2 protein-coding genes are annotated in these 19165 nt (G+C 74.5%); both read left to right on the forward strand.

The features are described from left to right. The first annotated feature begins 235 nt into the window (after positions 1-235). The gene (locus tag ACIA8F_RS10265; protein WP_399377831.1) at positions 236-1861 is read left to right on the forward strand and encodes an aspartate aminotransferase family protein; all 1626 of its coding nucleotides are present in this window, start codon (positions 236-238) and stop codon (positions 1859-1861) included. Positions 1862-1920: 59 nt separating this feature from the next. Beyond that, positions 1921-19053: an SDR family NAD(P)-dependent oxidoreductase gene (locus ACIA8F_RS10270; protein ID WP_399377832.1), complete on the forward strand. Its 17133-nt coding sequence runs from the start codon at positions 1921-1923 to the stop codon at positions 19051-19053. Positions 19054-19165 lie beyond the last annotated feature (112 nt).

Raw genomic sequence — 19165 nt, forward strand, 5'->3', positions numbered from 1 at the left:
CTCGGTTCCGTCCACGGATATTTTCCTTTCCCGAAGAACTTCTCATGCCACTCAGAGCCTCGAACAGTCTCGGACAAGAGCATCCGCGAGGCGGTAATTCCGCGCTCTTTCCCGGCAGGGAGAAGCCCGTGACCACGGACTGATGCGCCAATTAGCGTCCGATTACAGACCCGTTACGACGAGGTCGGTAGGGTTCCGCACAAGTAGCCCTCATAGATTGGGAACTCGACTCCAAATGAACCCGGACATCGAAGACCAGGACCTCGCGGAGCCCTATCTCGGGGGTCTGCTCGCCTCGCTCGGACTGAGCGTTCACTATTCCCGGGCGGAAAAGGACAGTCTTTTCTACCGCGACGAAACGGGCCGGGAGGTCGAGGTGCTCGACCTCGTCGGCGGCTACGGGTCGACCATCATCGGGCACGGCAATCCCGACGTCGTCGGCTACGCGAAGGAGCTGCTGGACCAGGGCGTGCCGGTCCACGCGCAGTTCTCCAAGCACCCGTACGCCAACGACTTGGCGCAGAAGCTGAACGCCGTCATCCGGCGCGAGTTCGCCACCTCGGAGCCGTATGCGGCGATCTTCGCCAACAGCGGCGCCGAAGCGGTCGAGATCGCGATGAAGCACGCCGAGTTCGACCGGGGCGCCAAGCTGACCGAACTCGCCGCGGAGATCGACGGGAACATCGAGGCGGCGCGTGCCGCGCTGGCCGCCGGCGGCGAGATCGTCGCCGATGGGCTCGCCGCCGGCGGGTCCTACGACCGCCTGGTAGCGGCCGCCGGGTTCGTGCCCGGCAGTGCGGCGGACGAGGTGATCGCCGGGATCCGCGGCGCCAACGCCTCGCGCCTGGCGGCGGCGCCGGTGTTCCTGGCCCCCGAGGGCTCCTTCCACGGGAAACTCGTCGGCAGCGTCCAGCTGACCCACAACCCCGGCTTCCGCACCCCGTTCGCGTCGCTGGCCGCGCGGTGCCGGTTCGTTCCGGTGCACGAGCCGGACGCGCTCGCCAAGACCATCGAGTCGGTCCGCTCCACGCTGTTCGACCTCGCGGTCGACGGCGCCACGGTGCGCGTCGTCGAGCGCGAACTGCCCGTCATCGCCGCGTTCGTCCTGGAGCCGGTGCAGGGCGAAGCGGGGATCCGGGTGTTCGACCAGGAGACCGTGCGCCGCATCCGGGAGGCCTGCGAGACGGTCGACTGCCCGATCATCGTCGACGAGGTGCAGAGCGGCATGGGCCGTACCGGCGCGTTCTTCGCCGCCTCGCACATCGGCCTCCAGGGCGACTACATCACGCTGGCCAAGAGCCTGGGCGGCGGCGTGGCCAAGGCGGCCGTGACACTGGTGCGCGGCTCCCGCTACCGCAAGGAGTTCGAGCTGGTGCACAGCTCGACCTTCGCGAAGGACGCCTTCTCCACGTCGATCGCCTGCCGGACGGTCGACCTCCTGGAGGCCGGTGGCGGCAGGGCCTACCAGCTGGCCGGCGAGCGCGGCAGCCGGCTGGCGGACATGCTGCGCAAGCTGCAGCAGGAGTTCGGGACCGTCATCAAGGAGGTCCGCGGGAAGGGGCTGATGATCGGCCTGGACTTCCACGACCTGTCCGGCTCCCCCGACGAGGTCATCGCCGGGCAGGCGCGTGCCGGGCTGCTCGGGTACCTGCTGTCCGGCTACCTGCTGCGCGTGCACGCCCTGCGGATCCTCCCGACGGCGAGTGCCACGAACACGCTGCGGCTGGAGCCGTCCGTGTACATCACGGACGCCGAGATCGGGCGACTGGAATCGGGGCTGCGCGGGCTGTTGACGGTGCTCCGGGACCACAACGGCGGCGTCCTGCTTCCCGCGGATCCGGCCGGGGAGCCCGGCGCGTAGGCACTCCGGCGGTAACCGCATCGCGACTGTCCAGGATGATGAAGGAAAGAGCTATTCAGATGACGACATGGCACGACGGACACGAAGACGTTCTCGACGATTCGGTGGCGATCGTCGGAGTGTCCTGCCGTTTGCCCGGGGCGATCGGGGCAGCGGAATTCTGGAATCTGCTGAGTGACGGTCGCCATGCGATAACCGAGGTGCCGCTCGACCGGCGGGACGGAATTTCGCATTCGGTCCGGTTCGACGGCGGCACCCGCTTCGGGGCCTTCCTCGACGGGGTCGGGGACTTCGACGCGGCGTTCTTCGGGATCTCCGCGCGGGAAGCCGCGGCGACGGACCCGCAGCAACGGCTGGTGCTGGAGCTGGCCTGGGCGGCCCTGGAGGACGCCGGGATCGTCCCCGCCGCCCTGGCCGGCTCGGCCGCTTCGGTGTTCGTGGGATCGCTCCGCGACGACTACGCCGGCCTGGTGCTGAGCGGTGGCGACGGATCGATCACCCAGCACACGAACACCGGTGTGCACCGGGGCGTCATCGCCAACCGGGTCTCCTACTCCCTGGACCTGCGCGGGCCGAGCATCGTGGTGGACACGGCGCAGTCGTCGTCGCTGGTCGCCGTCCACCTGGCCACCCAGAGCGTACGGTCGGGCGAGTCGCCGGTCGCGATCGCGGCGGGCGTCAACCTCAACCTCCTGGCGGAGGGCGCTCTGGGTGCGCAGCGGTTCGGCGGCCTGTCCCCGGACGGGCACAGCTACGTCTTCGACGCCCGCGCCAACGGCTACGCACGCGGCGAGGGCGCCGTGGCCCTGGTGCTCAAGCCGCTGGCGACGGCCCTGGCCGACGGGGACGACGTCTACGCGGTCGTGCGGGGCAGCGCAGTCAACAACGACGGGGCCACCCCCGGGCTGACGGTGCCCAGCCCCCAGGCGCAGGAGCGGGTCATCCGTGCCGCGCTGCGCCGGGCCGGCGTCGCCCCGGAGCAGGTGCAGTACGTGGAACTGCACGGCACCGGGACACCGGTCGGCGATCCGATCGAGGCGGCCGCCCTGGGCGCGGTCTTCTCGAGCCGGGAGGCGGACGGGGCCGCTGCGGGAGCGGACCCCCTGCTCGTGGGGTCGGTGAAGACCAACATCGGGCATCTGGAGGGCGCCGCCGGCATCACCGGGCTGCTCAAGACCGTGCTCGGGATCCGCAACCGGCTCCTGCCCGCGAGCCTGAACTTCGCCACCCCGAATCCGCGGATCCCGTTCGAGGATCTCGGGCTACGGGTCAACACGGGCCTCTCCGACTGGCCGCACCCGGACCGGCCGCTGATCGCCGGCGTCTCGTCGTTCGGCATGGGCGGCACGAACGCGCACGTGGTCCTGAGCGAGCCGCCGGCCTCCGGGCAGACGGCCACCGGGCAGGGGACCTCCGGGCAGAAGACCTCCGGGCAGAAGACTTCCGGCCGGGCGGCAGGTGACGCGGAGCCGGACGCCCGGCTGGTCCCGGTACCCGTGTCGGGCCGGACCCCGGCCGCGCTGCGGGCGCACGCCGCCCTGTTGCGCGACACCGGTTTCGCCCCGTACGACCTGGGGTTCTCCCTGGCCACGACCAGGACGGCGTTCCGGCACCGGGCCGTCGTCCTCGCCTCGGACGCCGACGGCCTGCGCGCCGGACTGGACGCCGTCGCCCACGGGACGCCCGCGCCGAACGTGGTCTCGGACGACGCTCCCGGGGCCGGGCAGGACGCGGCGTCCGGTACCGCCGCGGGCCGCGGCGACGAGCCCGCCGACCCGCGGACCGCCGAACTGGCCGCCCTCGCGGCCGAGTACGTCCAGGGCGCGGACGTCGACTGGGCGCCGGCGTACGCGGACGTCCGCGCCGCACGGGTCCGGCTGCCGGGATACCCGTTCCAGCGGGAGCGGTTCTGGACCGGCGAGCGCGGCACCCCGGCGCCGGGCACCGGTACCTCCGACGCCAGCGGCACCGACCCGGCCGTCCTGGTCAGGCAACAGGTGGCGGCGGCCCTCGGCGCGGGCGACGCGCAGGGCGTGGAGCTGGACACGAACTTCCGGGACCTCGGCTTCTCGTCGCTCATGACGGTGGAGCTCATCGACAGTCTGTCCCTGGCCACCGGCCGGCCGCTGCCCAGCGGTCTGCTGTTCGACTATCCGACGCCCCAGGAGCTGATCGGCTACTTCGCCGAGACCGGGATCGACCCCGGACACGCGGGGCGCGCCCCTGAAGCGCCCCGCCCGTCCGCACGGGCGGGCTCCGCCACCGGCCGCGACGAGGACGCGATCGCGATCGTCGGCATGGCCTGCCGCTTCCCGGGCGGACTCGCCTCCCCGGAAGACCTGTGGCGCGTGGTCTCCCGGGAGCAGGACGTGACCGGCGCGTTCCCGGCCGACCGCGGCTGGCAGCCCGGTGAGGGCTACTCCCGGGTCGGCGGATTCCTCGACACCGCGGCCGAGTTCGACGCGGAGTTCTTCGGCATCTCCCCCCGCGAGGCGCTGGCCATGGATCCGCAGCAGCGGCTGCTGCTGCAGACCACCTGGGAGGCGCTGGAGAGGGCCGGGATCGACCCCAAGTCCCTGCGGGGCAGCCGTACCGGCGTGTTCGTCGGGGGTACCTCCTCCGACTACGGCCCCCGGATGCACGAGGCCGGCGAAGACGTCAAGGGTTACGTGCTCACCGGGACCACGCCCAGCGTGCTGTCGGGCCGCATCGCCTACCAGTTCGGCTTCGTGGGCCCGACGCTCACCGTGGACACCGCCTGCTCCTCCTCGCTGGTCGCCCTGCACCTGGCGGTACGGGCCCTGCGCAGCGGCGAGGCGTCCGCAGCCGTCGCGGGCGGCGTGAGCGTGATGGCCACACCGGGCATGTTCGAGGAGTTCTCCCGGCAGCACGGGCTGGCCGCCGACGGGCGGTGCAAGCCGTTCTCCGCCGACGCCGACGGCACCGGCTGGTCCGAAGGCGTGGGCATGCTCGTGCTGGAGCGGCTGGAGGACGCCCGCCGCCACGGCCACCCCGTACTCGCGGTGGTCCGGGGCACCGCCATCAACTCCGACGGCTCCTCCAACGGGCTGACCGCGCCCAGCGGCCTCTCCCAGCAGCGGCTGATCGGTGCCGCGCTGGCCGACGCCGGTCTGTCCGGCTCGGACGTCGACCTGCTGGAGGCCCACGGCACCGGCACCTCGCTCGGCGACCCGATCGAGGCCGACGCGATCCTCGCCGCCTACGGGCAGGACCGCGACGCCCCGCTGTACCTGGGCTCGCTGAAGTCGAACATCGGCCACACCCAGGCGGCCGCCGGCGTCGCCGGCGTGATCAAGACGGTGCAGGCGATGCGGCACGGGCTGCTGCCCCGCACCCTGCACGCCGACGTCCCGACCCCTCGGGTGGACTGGGAGTCGGGCCGGGTCGAGCTGCTGACCGAGGCCCGGGAGTGGCAGCGCGCCGGCCGCCCGATCCGCGCCGCGGTGTCCGCGTTCGGCATCAGCGGCACCAACGCCCACGTCGTCCTGGAGGAGGGAGAGCAGACCCCGACGGCTCTGCTGTTCACCGGCCAGGGGGCACAGCGTCCCGGCATGGGCCGCGAACTGTACGAGCAGTACCCGGTGTTCGCGCGTGCCCTCGACGAAGTGTGCGCCGCCTTCGACCTCCACCTGGACCGGCCGCTGAAGGAGCTGATGTTCCGCGCCGGATCCGATGCCGCGCCGGAGCTGAACCAGACCCGCTACACCCAGCCCGCGCTGTTCGCCTTCGAGGTGGCGCTGGCCGAACTCGCCGCCGAGCAGGGGCTGACCGGCGAACTGCTCGCCGGGCACTCCATCGGCGAACTCGCCGCGGCCTACGTGGCCGGGGTGTTCTCGCTGGCGGACGCCGCGAAGCTGGTGGCGGCCCGGGGCCGGCTGATGCAGCAGGCCCGCTCCGGCGGCGCGATGGTCGCCGTGGAGGCCACCGAGGCCGAGGTCGCCGGCACCCTGGTCGACGGCGTCGTGGTCGCCGCGGTGAACGGCCCGGCGTCGGTGGTGCTCGCCGGCGATGCCGACGCCGCCGAGACCGTCGCCGCAGGATGGCGGGAGCGCGGCCGCAGGGTCACCCGGCTGACCGTCAGTCATGCCTTCCACTCCCCCCACATGGACGACGTGCTCGACGAGTTCCGCACGGTGGCCGAGTCGGTCGACTACCGGCCGCCGCGGATTCCCGTGATCTCCACGGTGACCGGGCGGCCGCTGCCCGCCGACACGGCCGGGTACGCCGACCACTGGGTCGCGCAGATCCGCGGCACCGTCCGGTTCCACGATGCCGTGTCGGCCCTGCGCGAGGCGGGCGCCGGCCTGTTCGTCGAGATCGGGCCGTCGGCCGCGCTCACCCCGCTGGTCAGGTCCGCCGGCGTCGCGCGGGCCGTCGCGCTGAGCCGGTCCGCCGGTTCCGAGGCGGGCGTGTTCGCCGCCGGTCTGGCCCGGGCCCGGGGCACGGAACCCACGCACCCCTTCCGCCGCGACCGGTACTGGCTGCCGCCGCGTCCCGCGCGCGGCGCCTCCGGTCACCCCCTGCTCGACTCGGTGGTGGAGCTGGTCGACCGGGACGAGGTGGTACTGGCCGGGACCGTGTCGCTGGCCGACCACCCGTGGCTCGCCGGGCACGTGATCAACGGTTCGGTGCTGCTGCCCGGGACGGCGTTCCTGGAGATGGCGCTGTTCGCCGGCGAGCGGGTGGGCCTGCCCGAAGTGGCGGACCTGACCCTGGAGAGCCCCCTCGTGCTGCCCGCCTCCGGCGCGGTGCAGCTCCAGGTCACCGTGCACGGCCGGCAGCTGGCGGTGCACTCACGCCGGGACGGCGAGCAGGAGTGGACGCGGCACGCGTCCGGACTGATCGGCGAAGCCGACCCGGATTCCGGGCCCGGTACGGACGACGTGCCGGAGTGGCCGCCCGCCGGCGACCCGGTACCGGTCGGGGACGCCTACGAGCTGCTGACCGGGCGCGGATACGACTACACCGGCACGTTCCGCGGGCTGCGGGCGGTGTACCGGGACGGTGACACCGTGTACGCCGAGGTCCGCATCCCGGACGGGCACTTCGGCGCGGAGTCCGGATTCCTGCTGCACCCGGCGCTGGTGGACGCGGTGCTGCACCCGATCGTGCTGGGCCTGGTCGACGGCGGGGAGGGCACACGCCTCCCGTTCGCCTGGAGCGGGGTGCGCCTGCACCCCGGCACGGTCGGCGGGACGGAGTTCCGCGCCCGGCTCACCCCGGCCGGCGGCGACACGTACGAACTGCTGATCGCCGACGCGGCGGGCACCGCGGTCGCCACCGTCGACGGGCTGGCCTTCCGGGCGTCGTCCCCGGCCTCGGCCGACGCCGTCCCGCTGTACGAGCTGGCCTGGCAGCCCCGCACCGCTCGGAGCGGGGACGCCGACGGCGACGCCCCGCGTCCGACCGTGGTCGAGATCGTCCCGTCCCGCACCCCCGCCGCCGCGGCCGCCGTCGCGCTCGCGGCGATCCGGGACTGGGTGTCCGCCGACCACGAGGCGCGGGACCGGCTGGTGCTGGTCACCCGGAACGCGGTGGCCGTCGCACCGGGCGAACCCGTCGCCGACCCGGCCGCGGGCGCGGTGTGGGGCCTGGCGCGCACCGCCCAGAGCGAGTACCCCGACCAGATCGTCGTGGTCGACGTCTCCGGCACCGCCACCGCGGCGGAAGCCGCCGACGCGGCCGTACGGACCGGGGAGCCGCAGCTCGCCGTACGGGACGGCGGACTGCTGGTGCCCCGGATCGCCAGGTCCGCCGCACCGGTCCCCCGCACCTCCGTGCCCGAAGACGCAGCGACCGCCGGCGGCACCGCGGCCGCGTTCGGTTGGAACCCCGACGGCACGGTCCTGATCACCGGGGGCACCGGCGGGCTGGGTGCCCTGATCGCCCGGCACCTCCACCACCGGCACGGCGTACGGAACCTGCTGCTCGTCAGCCGCCGCGGCCCGGACGCGCCCGGTGCCACCGAGCTGGCGGCGGAACTGGACGGCGTGCGCATCGCGGCCGTCGACGTGACGGACCGCACCGCGCTGGCCGCGTTGATCGACGGCCTGCCGGCCGCCCATCCGCTGACCGCGGTGATCCACACCGCCGGGGTGCTCGACGACGCCACGATCACCGCCCTCACCGAGGAGCGGATCGGCACGGTCATGGCCGCCAAGGCGGACGCCGCACGGTACCTGCACGAGCTCACCGCCGACCGCGACCCGGTCTCCCTCGTCCTGTTCTCCTCGATCTCCGGTCTGCTCGGCACGGCCGGCCAGGCCAACTACGCGGCTGCCAACGCCTACCTGGACTCTCTGGCCGCGCACCGCCGCGGCCTCGGCCTGCCCGGCACGTCGCTGGCCTGGGGCCTGTGGGAAGAGGGCATGGGGCAGTCCCTCGGCGCCTCCGACCTGAGCCGCTGGACCCGGTCCGGGGTGGCGCCGCTGACCGCCGGACAGGGGCTCGCCCTGTTCGACCGGTCGCTGTCCGCGGACGCGGCGGACACCGTGCTACCGGTCCCGGCGCTCCTCCGGCCGTCCCTGCTCACCGAAACCGGCCCGGTCCCGCCCCTGCTGTCCGGGCTGGTCCGCCGCCGCAGGCCCGCCGCGGCCGCTCCGACCGCCCGCGCGGGGCAGGCCCTCACCGCGAAGCAGGCCGAGGAGCTCGTACGGGCGACCACGGCCGGGGTGCTGGGCCTGGCGAGCCCGAGCGCGCTCGACCTGGGCAAGGCCTTCCGGGAACAGGGCTTCGACTCGCTGGCCGGCGTCGAGCTGCGCAACCGGCTGATCGCGGCCACCGGCCGGCAGCTCCCCGCCACCCTGGTGTTCGACCACCCCACGCCGCAGGCCCTGGCCGCCTTCCTGGCCGAGGACGCGGGCACGGCCGGGGACCGGCAGCAGGCCGGCGGTACCCGGCGGCCGCGGAAGAACCGCGGCCGTACCGACGAACCGATCGCGATCGTCGGCATGGCCTGCCGGTTCCCCGGTGGAGTCCGATCCGCCGACGACCTGTGGCAGCTGGTGCTGGACGGACGGGACGCCATCTCCGAGTTCCCGACCAACCGCGGCTGGGACCTGGACGGGCTGTACCACCCCGACCCGGACCACCTCGGCACCAGTTACACCCGGCGCGGCGGGTTCCTGCACGAGGCGGACCTGTTCGACGCGGCGTTCTTCGACATGTCGCCGCGCGAGGCGCTGGCCACCGACCCGCAGCAGCGGATGCTGCTGGAGACGGCCTGGGAGACCTTCGAGCACGCCGGGATCGACCCGGCCGTCCTGCGCGGCAGCCGGACCGGCGTGTTCACCGGCGTGATGTACGACGACTACGCCTCGCGCCTGGCGGTCACCCCGCGGGAGGTGGAGGGCTTCCTGCTGGCGGGCAACACCTCCAGCGTGATCTCCGGCCGGCTGGCGTACAACTACGGCCTGGAGGGGCCGGCGATCACGGTGGACACCGCGTGCTCGTCCTCCCTGGTCGCACTGCACCTGGCCGCGAGCTCGCTGCGCTCGGGCGAGGTGGACCTGGCCCTGGCGGGAGGCGTCACGGTCATGTCCGGGCCGAGCACGTTCGTGGAGTTCTCCCGGCAGAAGGGGTTGTCGACCGACGGCCGGTGCAGGTCCTTCTCGGCCGACGCCGACGGAACCGGCTGGTCGGAGGGGGTCGGCCTGCTCCTGGTGGAGCGGCTGGAGGACGCACGGCGCAACGGGCACCAGGTGCTGGCCGTACTGCGCGGTTCCGCGGTGAACTCCGACGGCGCCTCCAACGGGCTGACGGCACCGAACGGGCCCTCGCAGGAGCGGGTGATCCGAGCCGCCCTCACCGACGCCGGCCTCTCCGCCGGCGACGTCGACCTGATCGAGGCGCACGGTACCGGCACCCGGCTCGGCGACCCGATCGAGGCCCAGGCCCTGCTGGCCACGTACGGGCAGGACCGCGAGGAGCCCGCCCGCCTGGGTTCGCTGAAGTCGAACCTCGGACACGCCCAAGCCGCCGCCGGTGTGGGCGGCGTGATCAAGATGGTCCAGGCGATGCGGCACGGCGTCCAGCCGCGCACCCTGCACCTGGGCGAGCCGTCGCCGCACGTGGACTGGTCCGCGGGCGCGATCGAGCTGCTCGGCGAGCAGCAGGAGTGGCCGGACCTCGGCCGGCCGCGCCGTGCCGCGGTGTCGGCGTTCGGGATCAGCGGCACCAATGCCCACGTCATCCTCGAACAGGCCGGGCCCGCCCCGGTCCCCGCCGGTACGGGCGTCCTGCCCGGCACGGTCCCGCCCGTGGTGCCGCTGGTGCTGTCGGCCCGCACCGACCAGGCCCTGCGGGAGCGGGCCGCCGAGCTGCGCGCCCACCTCGACGGACACCCGGACCTCGGCCTCGCCGACGTCGCCGGCACGCTCTCCGGGCGGCGCGCCCTGCTGGACCGGCGGGCCGTCGTCCTCGGCGCCGACCGGGAATCCCTGCTGCGCGGCCTGGACGCCGTCGCGGCGGGCACCGCTGCCGCGGGCGTCGTCCAGGGGCACGGCACCGGCCGCGGTGCGACGGCCTTCCTGTTCACCGGGCAGGGCGCGCAGCGGGCCGGAATGGGACGCGAGCTGTACGAGCGGTCCGACGTCTTCCGTGCCGCGCTCGACGCGGTGGCCGCGCACATCGACCCGGTGCTCGACCGGCCGCTGACCGCCGTCCTGTTCGCCGAGCCGGAGAGCGCCGACGCGGCCCTGCTCGACCGGACGGCCTACACCCAGGCCGCGCTGTTCGCCGTGGAGGTGGCGCTCTACCGGTTCGCCGAGCACCACGGCGTCACCCCTGACTACCTGCTCGGGCATTCGGTCGGAGAGGTGGCCGCGGCGCACGTGGCCGGCGTGTTCGACCTGGCCGATGCCTGCCGCCTGGTCACCTCCCGGGGGGCTGCCATGCAGTCCGCCCGCGAGGACGGGGCGATGGCCGCGCTGGAGGCCTCCGAGGAGGAGGTGCTCGCATCCCTGGCCGCCGGGGCGGCGATCGCCGGGGTGAACGGCCCCCGGTCCGTCGTGGTCTCCGGTGACGACGACGCGGTGACCTCGATGATCGCGCTCTGGACGGACCGGGGCCGACGGACCCGGCGGCTGTCGGTCAGCCACGCCTTCCACTCGGCCCACATGGACGAGGCGCTGGCCGGCTTCCGCGCCGAGCTGGACACCGTGGCCTTCCACGAGCCGCGGATCCCGGTCGTCTCGAACGTCACCGGGAAGATCGCCACCGCGGGGCAGCTGACATCGCCGGACTACTGGGTGACCCATGTCCGGGAAGCGGTCCGCTTCTTCGACGGCGTGCGCACCCTGCGACGCGCCGGTGTCACCGAGTTCGTCGAACTCGGCCCGGACGGAGTGCTGACGGCCATGGTCGGACAGGCGCTCGCGGACGAGGCTCCCGGCACGGGCGGCGCCACGGGTGCCGGCACCTCCCTGCCGATGCTGCGTTCCGGACGCGGCGACGCGGACACCGCGTTCACCGCCCTCGGGGCCCTGCACGTCCGGGGCGTACCGGTGGACTGGTCGGCCGTGCTGCGCACGACCGCGCCGGTGCCGCTGCCGCGCTACCCGTTCCAGCACCGCCGGTACTGGCTGGAGACCCCGTCGTCCGCGCATCCGCTGCTGGACACCGTGGTCGGCCTGGTCGACGGCGCGACCGTACTGGGCGGCGAGATCGGCGCCGGCGGCTGGATCGGCGACCACCGGATCCGCGGGGAGGTCCTCGTACCCGGCACGGCGCTGCTGGACATGGCTCTGCACGCCGGGGCCCGGGTGGGCTGCCCCGCACTGGCCGAACTCACCTTCACCGCACCGCTGGTGGTACCCGAGGAAGGAGCCGTGGCGGTCCAGGTCCGGGTCGAGGCCCCGGAGCCGGACGGCAGCCGCGCGCTGACGATCCACTCCGGTCCGCCGGCCGGGAGCGGCGAGCCGGCCGCGTGGACCCGGCACGCCCACGGCGTGCTCGTGCCCGGGTCGCAGGAGCCCCCGGCCGCACCGGAACCGGCCGGCACCGAGGCCGACCTGGCCGGGGTGTACGAGCGGCTCGGGGAGCACGGCTACCACTACGGCCCGGCATTCCAGGGCCTGCGCGAGGTGCGCCAGGCCGGCGACGAACGGTTCGTCGAGGTGGAGTTGCCGCAGCGGTACCACGGCGAAGCGGCCCGGTACGGCGTACACCCGGCGCTGCTCGACGCGGTGCTGCACGTGCTGCTCCCCGGAGTCGTCGATCCCGGCGCCCGGCCGGTGCTGCCGTTCTCCTGGACCGGGGTGACCCGGTACGCGACCGGAGCGACGGCGCTGAGCGCGCGGGTCACGGTCCGCGGGAACACGGCGGGCCTGGTGATCCACGACCGCGACGGTCGCGCGGTGCTGACGGTGGACGAACTGGCGCTGCTGCCCGTCGGCGCGGGCCACGCGCCGACGGGGATGCACACCGTGGTCTGGCAGGATGCCGCCGACCCCGACGCCTCCCTCGAACCGGCCGTCGTGCACCCTGTGGCGGACCTGCCGGAACACACCCGGCACGCGGAACACGACGTGCCGACGGCTGCCAGGGCCTTGGTCCACTCCGTGCTGGCGGAACTCAGGGCCGTCCTCGCCGAGGACGACCGGCGCCGGCACGCCTTCGTGATCACCCCGGGCCTGTCACACGCCGCGCTGCGCGGCCTGATCCGCACCGCCCAGGCGGAGAACCCCGGCAGGTTCGTGCTGATCGAGGCCGGCGCATCCGCCGACGGGGCGCTGCTGGAGGCCGCCCTGCGGACCCCGGAGCCGGAACTGGCGATCCGCGGGGACAGGATCCTGGTGCCGCGGCTGGCACGCCCGGGCGGGTCCCCGGCGGACGCCGCGGCCCCCGGGGTGGACCTGTCCGCGGGTCCGGTCCTGGTCACCGGCGCGACCGGAACCCTCGGCACGGTGCTGGCCAGGCACCTGGTCGTACGACACGGGGTGCGGGACCTGGTGCTCGTCAGCCGGCGGGGCGAAGCGGCGCCCGGCGCCGCCGACCTGCGGGACGAGCTGGCGGGCCTCGGCGCGGCCGTGAGTCTGGTGGCCGCCGACGCGACCGACCGACAGGCCCTCGAACGTGTCTTCGCCGAGCACGAGCCGGCCGCTGTGGTGCACACCGCGGGCGTCGTCGCCGACTCCACCCTGACCGGGATGACGGCCGAGCAGGTCGACGCGGTGCTGCGCCCGAAGGTGGACGCGGCCTGGCACCTGCACGAACTGGCCGGCGACCGGCCGTTGTTCCTGTACTCCTCGGTCGCCGGGCTGCTCGGCACCGCGGGCCAGGCGAACTACGCGGCGGCCAACACCTTCCTGGACGCCCTCGCCGAGCACCGCCGCAGCCTCGGACATCCTGCGGTCTCGCTGGCCTGGGGCCTGTGGGCGCAGGCCAGCACCATCTCCGAGCAGCTGACCGACACGGACATCCAGCGGCTGGCCCGCTCCGGCCTGCATCCGCTGGACACCGCGGAGGCGCTCGGCCTGTTCGACGCCTCCCTCGACCCGGCCGTCGGCGACGGCGCCGCGGTGCTGGCCCTGACCCGGTTCGACCGCTCCGCGCTCCGGGGGCGGACCGACCTCCCCGCGGTACTGCGCAACCTGGCCGGACCGGCCACCGTCACGACGGCGGCCGTACGGGACCACACGCCCGGCCAGGACGGCGCGGACGCGCCGGGCGTCAGCCCCGCGGCCCTCCGGGAGATCGTCCGCGACCAGATCGCCGCGGTCCTCGGCCACGCCGACGCCTCCGAGATCGAGGAGGACCGCTCGTTCAGCGAGCTCGGCTTCGACTCGCTCACAGCCGTCGAGCTGCGCAACCAGCTCGGCGCCGCGATCGGCCGCCGGCTGTCCGCGACCATCGTGTTCGACCACCCCACCCCTGCCTCGCTGACCGAGCACCTGCTCGGGCTCGTCACGGCCGAGGAGCCGGGGCTCCGCGCTCCGGACCGGGACCGGCCCGTGGCGGCCGCGAACGGCCACGACGAGCCGATCGCGATCGTCGGGATGGCCTGCCGCTACCCGGGCGGGGTCGCCTCGCCGCAGGACCTGTGGCGGCTGGTGGCCGACGGTCGTGACGCCACGTCGGACTTCCCGGTGAACCGCGGCTGGCCGGCCGAGCTGTTCCACCCCGACGCGGACCACCCCGGCACCTCCACGACCCGCCGGGGCGGGTTCCTGCACGACGCCGACCGCTTCGACGCGGAGTTCTTCGGCCTGTCGCCGCGGGAGGCGATGGCCGTGGACCCGCAGCAGCGGCAGCTGCTGGAGACCACCTGGGAGGCCGTGGAGCAGGCGGGCCTGGACCCGCAGGACCTGCGCGGCAGCCGGACCGGGGTGTTCGTCGGCGTGATGTACAGCGACTACGGCTCGCGGCCGGACCTGCCTGCGGAGGGGGTGCAGGGCTACCTGTACAGCGGCAGCGCCGGAAGCATCGCCTCCGGCAGGCTCGCGTACACCTTCGGGTTCGAGGGGCCGACCCTCACCGTGGACACCGCGTGCTCGTCCTCCCTGGTCGCGGTGCACCTGGCCGCGAGCGCACTGCGCCGCGGGGAGTGCGAGCTCGCCGTGGCGGGCGGCGCGACGGTGATGGCCACGCCGACGGCGTTCGTGGAGTTCTCCCGGCTGCGCGGGCTGTCCGAGGACGGCCGGTGCAAGTCGTTCTCCGACGACGCCGACGGCACCGGCTGGTCGGAGGGCGCGGGCATGCTGCTGCTGGAGAAGCTGTCGGACGCCCGGCGCAACGGGCACCGGGTGCTCGCCGTCCTGCGCGGCTCGGCGGTGAATTCCGACGGTGCCTCGAACGGGCTGACGGCGCCGAGCGGTCCCGCCCAGGAGCGGGTGATCATGGCGGCGCTCGACTCCGCCGACCTCTCCCCCGCCGACGTGGAACTGCTGGAGGCGCACGGTACGGGGACCAGGCTCGGCGACCCGATCGAGGCGCAGGCCGTGATGGCCACGTACGGCCGGGACCGGGAGCGCCCCCTGCTGCTGGGCTCGCTGAAGTCGAACATCGGACACGCCCAGGCGGCGGCGGGCGTCGGCGGGATCATCAAGGTCGTCCAGGCCATGCGGCACGGGATCGCCCCGGCGACCCTGCACGTCGCCGCCCCGTCCCGGCACGTCGACTGGTCGCAGGGCAGCGTCGAGCTGCTGACCGAGGCCCGCCCGTGGCCGCGGGGCGCACAGCCCCGTCGGGCCGGCGTGTCCTCCTTCGGCTTCGGCGGCACCAACGCGCACGTGGTGCTGGAGGAGGCCGAGGCCGCACCGGCTCCCGCCTCCGGGGCAGGGGGCTCCGGGGCACCGGTATCCGCGGTTCCGGCCGGCCCCGCCCGGCCCCCGGTCCCCTGGGTGCTGTCCGCCCGTACCGAGCAGGCGCTCGCCGAACAGGCGGAGCGGGTCGCGTCCTTGTCCACGGCGGACGAGGCGTACACCCTGGCCACCCGTTCCGCCATGACGTACCGGATCGCGGCGACGAGCCCCGCGGCGCTGCGGGACGCGGTCCCGGTCCGCGTGGCCGGAGGCCGGCTGGCCTTCGCGTTCACCGGACAGGGTGCCCAGCGGATCGGCATGGGTCTCGAACTGGCCGCCGCGTATCCGGTGTTCGCGGCAGCCTTCGACGCGGTCTGCGCGCACTTCGACACCTCGCTCCGGTCGACGGTGCGGACGGCGATCGCCGACGGATCGGGCCTGGACGAGACCGGGACGGCGCAGCCCGCGCTGTTCGCCGTCGAGGTCGCGCTGTTCCGCCTCGTGGAATCGTGGGGGATCCGGCCCGACGTGGTACTCGGCCACTCGATCGGCGAGCTGGCCGCCGCACACGTCGCCGGGGTGCTGTCGCTGCCGGACGCGGCCAGGCTGGTCGCCGCCCGCGGCCGCCTCATGCAGGCCCTGCCGCGCGGCGGCGCGATGGTCGCCGTCGAGACGGCCGCCGCCGGACTGGACGAGCTGGTCCTGCCTGACGGGGTCGCGGTCGCCGCGGTCAACGGTCCCGCCTCGGTCGTGCTGTCCGGCGCCGAGGAGGCCCTGCTGCCCTTCGTCGCATCGGAGTTCACCGCACGGGGCAGGCGCACCAAGCGGCTGTCGGTCAGCCACGCCTTCCACTCCCCGCTGATGGAGCCGATGCTGGCGGACTTCCGGGCGGTCGCCCGGGAACTCGCCTACCGCGCCCCGGAGATCCCCGCGATCTCCACGGTCACCGGAGCGAGCGCCGAGGAGTGGACCGACCCTGAGTACTGGGTGAACCAGGTGCGGGCGACGGTCCGCTTCCACGAAGCGGTGCTGACCGCCCGGGACCAGGGTGTGCGCACGGTCCTGGAGGTGGGACCCGATGCGGTGCTCACCGGCATGGTCGCGGCCGCGTTCCCCGCCGACGAGGCCGACAGCCCGGTCGCGGTACCGCTGCGGCGGGCCGGCCGGCCCGAGGCGGACTCCGTGGCCGGTGCGCTCGGTACCCTGTTCACCCGGGGTGCCGGGATCGACTGGAGCGCGGTGTTCCCCGGCGCCGAAGCGGTGGACGCACCCACGTACGCGTTCCAGCGCAAGCGGTTCTGGCTCGACCCGGCCGGACGGGCCGACGTGGTCGGCGCCGGTCTGCGCTCCGCCGGACACCCGCTGCTGGATGCGGCGGTGGACCTGGCCACGGGCGGTACGGGCGAAGGCGGCGCCACCGTCTCGACCGGCCGGCTCTCGCTCGCCGCCCATCCGTGGCTGGCCGACCACCGGGTGCGGGGCATCGTGATCGTCCCCGGTACGGCGCTGGTCGAACTGGCCGCATCGGCGGGCCCGCTCGCGGAGTTCACCGTGACCGAGCCCCTGGTCGTACCGGAGTCCGGTGCGCTCACCCTCCAGATGGTCGTCGACGGCACCGAAGTCACGCTGTTCTCCCGGAGCGGCGATCCCGGCTCCGGCGACCTTCCGTGGACCCGGCACGCCGCCGGAACCCTGCGCCCGGGGGCCCACCCGGCCGCGACGGAGGCCGGTCCGTGGCCGGAGGGCTCGACGGAGATCGACCTCACCGGGATGTACGACCGGGTCGCCGAGCACGGGTACGCGTACGGCCCCGCCTTCCAGGGGCTGCGGCGCCTGCTGCGCAACGGCGACGAACTGTTCGCCGAGGTCGAGGTGGCGGCCGGGACGGCCCCGGCCGGTACGGGGTTCGCCGTGCACCCGGCGCTGCTGGACGCGGCGTTGCACGCGCTGCTGCCCGGCGTCGCCGGGGACCGGCCGGCCACCCTGCCGTTCGCCTGGAGCGGGGTGCGCTTCCACGCCCCCGTGGCGGCGCCGGGCGCCGCCCTGCGGGCCCGGATCACACCCACGGGCCCGGACACGGTACGCCTGCTGGTGACCGATGGCGACGACGGCCGCGTCCTGGCCGAGGTGGACGAGCTGGCGCTGCGCCCGCTCACCGGTCTCCCGGGCGGCGCGGCGGCCGGGGAGAACCTGCTGTACACCCCGGTGTGGCGCAGGCCCGAGCGGTCCGGCGAGCCGGTCGGCACGTCGGTGGCCGGCGCCGGGTACGAGGTGCTCCTGGTCGATTCCGGTACCGGCGACCTGCCTCAGCGGGCCCGCCACGCCGTCCACCACACCCTCGGGGCGCTGCGCGACCGGCTTGCCGGTGACGCCACCGGCAAGCTCGCGGTGGCCATCGGCTCCGACCTGGCGCATGCCGGCGTCCGCGGCCTGGTCCTCAGCGCCGCGGCCGAACACCCGGGCCGGTTCGTCCTGGTGGACCTTCCGGACTGGGACGGCTCCGCGGACGTACGGGACACCGTCGCCGAGGTCCTGGCCGGGGCCGAGGGCTCGGACGAGCCCCAGGTCCGCATCGTGGGAGGGGAGCTCCTCGTCCCGCGGCTGGTCCGGTACGAGCGCCCGGCCGGTGACCGGCCGGCCGTCACGCAGGGCGAGGGCGGGGACGGTCCCACGTTCCCCTGGGCCGAGGGCACGGTGATGATCACCGGGGCGAGCGGCGCGCTGGGCTCGGAGCTGGCCGCGCACCTGGTGGCCCGGCACGGCGCCCGTTCGCTGCTGCTGGTCAGCCGGAGCGGCAAGGCGCCGGATCTCGAAGGCGCCGGGGACGGTGTCAGGATCATCGCGGCGGCCTGCGACGTGACCGACCGCGAAGCGCTGGCCGAACTCGTGGCGCTCCACCGGCCCGTCGCCTTCGTGCACGCCGCCGGGACGCTGTCCGACGGAACGCTGGAGGGGCTCACGCCCGAGCAGGTCGACTCCGTGCTCCGGCCCAAGATCGATGCCGCCTGGCACCTGCACGAAGCGGCCGGCGATCGGCCCGTGGTGCTCTACTCGTCGATCGCGGGACTGCTCGGTACGGCAGGACAGGCGAACTACGCGGCGGGGAACACCTTCCTGGATGCCCTGGCCGAGTACCGCACCTCGCTCGGCCTGCCCACGGTCTCGCTGGCCTGGGGACTGTGGGAGACCGGGATGGGCGACGGGCTCTCGGATGCGGACCTGCGACGGATCCTCGGGCTCGGGCTGCGTCCGATCGCGGTGCCGGAGGCACTGGCCGCCTTCGACCTCGCCACCGCGGAGCTCGCCGGCCCGGCCGCGGACGACGCCCTGCGCCCGGTGTTCGCCGTGACGGGGGTCGACCGGGTCGCGCTCGCCTCCGCCCCGCACCCGCCCTCGGTCCTGCGGGGCCTCATGCCCCGTACCGCACCCGCTGCCGCACCGCGGGCCGGTCTGGCCCGGGCGGCCCAGCAGCCGGTCGGCATCCCGTGGGACCGTCCGGGGGCCGTGCTCGAACTGGTCCGCCGCGAGGTCGCCGCCGCCCTGGGCCACGACGAGGTGTCGGCGATCGCCTCCGACGTGCCGTTCACCGACCTGGGCTTCGACTCGCTGACGGCGGTCGAACTGCGCAACCGACTGGCGGCCGCCACCGGCGAACGCCTGCCGACCACCCTGGTGTTCGACCATCCGACGGCGGCGGCCCTGGCCGAGAACCTGCGCACCATCGCGGCGGCGAGGCAGGCAGCGCCCGTTCTCGACCAGCTGGAGACGCTGATCCGTGACGGACTGCTCGACCCGGACGCGGTGGCACGGCTGGTACAGCTGGCCGGTCACGCTCCGGCGGGCGGCGCCGCCCGTGACGAGGAGCCGGGCAGGGACCTGGAGGACGCGGCCGACGAGGATCTGTTCGCCATGGTCGACGACCTGGGATAGACGCCTCGCCGGAGGGCTCCCGGGTTGCCGGCTGGGTGGGTTCCCCCATCCGACCGGACCCGGGAGCCCTCCGGCCCCTCCCCCTCCCCTTCCCCCATCCCCCAATAGACCG

It is taken from the genome of Streptomyces sp. NPDC051563 (assembly GCF_044454225.1).
In the GTDB taxonomy this organism is placed as follows: domain Bacteria; phylum Actinomycetota; class Actinomycetes; order Streptomycetales; family Streptomycetaceae; genus Streptomyces.